The 1829-nt window shown below is 66.9% G+C and carries 3 protein-coding genes; all 3 read right to left on the reverse strand.

Annotated features, from left to right (window positions below; genetic code table 11):
- The coding region (locus tag HUK84_RS16765) for an FAD-dependent oxidoreductase (RefSeq protein WP_176641291.1) at positions 1 to 646 on the reverse strand (646 nt) is incomplete at its 3' end.
- Between the two features lie 140 nt (positions 647 to 786).
- A complete protein-coding gene (locus HUK84_RS16770; protein ID WP_176641292.1) occupies positions 787 to 1560 on the reverse strand; it encodes a DeoR/GlpR family DNA-binding transcription regulator in 774 nt (257 codons plus the stop codon).
- Positions 1561 to 1566: 6 nt separating this feature from the next.
- The coding region (locus tag HUK84_RS16775; RefSeq protein ID WP_176641293.1) for an HRDC domain-containing protein at positions 1567 to 1829 on the reverse strand (263 nt) is incomplete at its 5' end.

Here is a 1829-nt window from a genome sequence, read left to right on the forward strand (position 1 = left end):
CGCCCCGCGCGTCGGCCAGTTCGGCCTCCCACACCGTGCCGGCGCGGCGGGCCCTGACCAGCGTGGTGCGTGTGCGGATCTCCGCGCCACGGGCGCGCGCATCCATCGCATTCAGCACCACCAGTCGGCTGTCCTGCACCCATCCGTCGGAATAGATGAAGCCGCGCCGGTATTCGTCGCGCAGCGGCAGGCCCGCCGGATCGTCGTGCAGCCGCACGGCGCGCGAGCGCGGCAGGGTCATGCGCCCGCCCAGATGCCCGCCCAGATGATCGTACAGGAAAAGGCCCAGCCGCAGCATCCAGGCCGGCCGCACCAGGCGCGAATGCGGCAGGACGAACGACAGCGGCCAGATGATGTGCGGGGCGATGCGCAGCAGCCGCTCGCGCTCCATCAACGCTTCGCGCACCAGGCGGAATTCGTAATATTCCAGGTAGCGCAGGCCGCCGTGGATCAGCTTGGTGCTGGCCGATGACGTGTGGTTGGCCAGGTCATGCTGCTCCACCAGCAGCACCGAGGCCCCGCGCCCAGCCGCATCGCGCGCGATGCCCGCGCCGTTGATGCCGCCGCCCACGATCAGCAGATCATAGAGCGCCGTGTCTGCGGACACCGTGTCGGCGGCGATTATGGTTCCAGTGTCGGATCCCATTGCATTCTCCTCGAGAATGTTCGTAAACGAACATAACCCATGCATTCAACAGGAATCCTCGCAAGTTTCCGGCACATTTTCGTGACATTTCGCGCAGGACGACACCAAAATTGTTCGTTTTAGAATATTTTGGTTCGTTTTCAGGGCTCGGCGATGTGCAGGGCGACCTGATGCGCGTCCAGCAGGGCGCGGATGGCGGGCGGCGGCGCGCGATCGGTGAACAGGGCGTGGATATGCGACAGGTTTCCGACCCGCCCCATCGGACGGCGAGCGAACTTCGTATGATCGGCCAACAGGAAGATCCTGCGCGCGTTGCGCATGATGGCCTGCGCCAGGTCGATCTCGTCCAGGTCGAAATCCAGCAACGTGCCGTCTTCCTCGATGCCGCTGATGCCGATCACGCCGTAATCGGCGCGATACTGGTCGATCATCGCGGTGGCGGTGGGGCCGGTGATGCCGCCGTCATGCGCGCGGACGGAGCCGCCCGCGATCACCACGCGGAAATCGGCCTGCGGCGACAGGATCGCCGCCACGTGCAGATTGTTGGTGATGACGCGCAGCGCCCGGTGCCGCAGCAGCGCGCGGGCGAACGCCTCGGTCGTCGTGCCGATATTGATGAAGAGCGAGGAATTGTCGGGAATGTCCCGCGCCGCCAGTTGGCCGATCGCCTCCTTCTCGCGCCGGTTGAGGATCTGGCGTTCGGTATAGGCGATATTCTCGATGGACGAGACCAGGCCCGCACCGCCGTGGTGGCGCGTCACCAGCCCCGCGCCGGCCAGGTGGTTGACGTCGCGGCGGATCGTCTGGACCGCGACCTGCAGCCGTTGGGCCAGTTCCTCGTTCGAGACATAGCCGCGCAGCCGGACCAGCGACAGGATCTCGCGATGCCGTTCGTCGGTCGGGATGCGGCTCATCGTGCCCTACCCTCCGGACCCGGCCAGCACCTGCAGCACGGCGGCGCCGTAGCGGTCCAGTTTCGATGCGCCCACGCCCTTGATCCGGCCCAGCGCGTCCAGCGTCGCCGGCCGTTCGACGGCAATGTCGTGCAGCACGGCATCGTGGAAGATCACATAGGGCGGAATTTCCTGTTCCCGGGCTTCGCCCAACCGCCAGGCGCGCAGGGCCGCGAAGGGGGCCTCGGCCTCGGGCGGCAGAGAGATGGCGACCTTGCCGCCGCCGGCCG

The sequence above is a fragment of the Nguyenibacter vanlangensis genome (assembly GCF_013376155.1).
Taxonomy (GTDB): Bacteria; Pseudomonadota; Alphaproteobacteria; order Acetobacterales; family Acetobacteraceae; genus Gluconacetobacter; species Gluconacetobacter vanlangensis.

What these genes read in the sequence shown, in the direction of transcription:
- HUK84_RS16770 (WP_176641292.1), bottom strand. Translation starts at nt 1,560, where the DNA reads ATGAGCCGCATCCCGACCGACGAACGGCATCGCGAGATCCTGTCGCTG.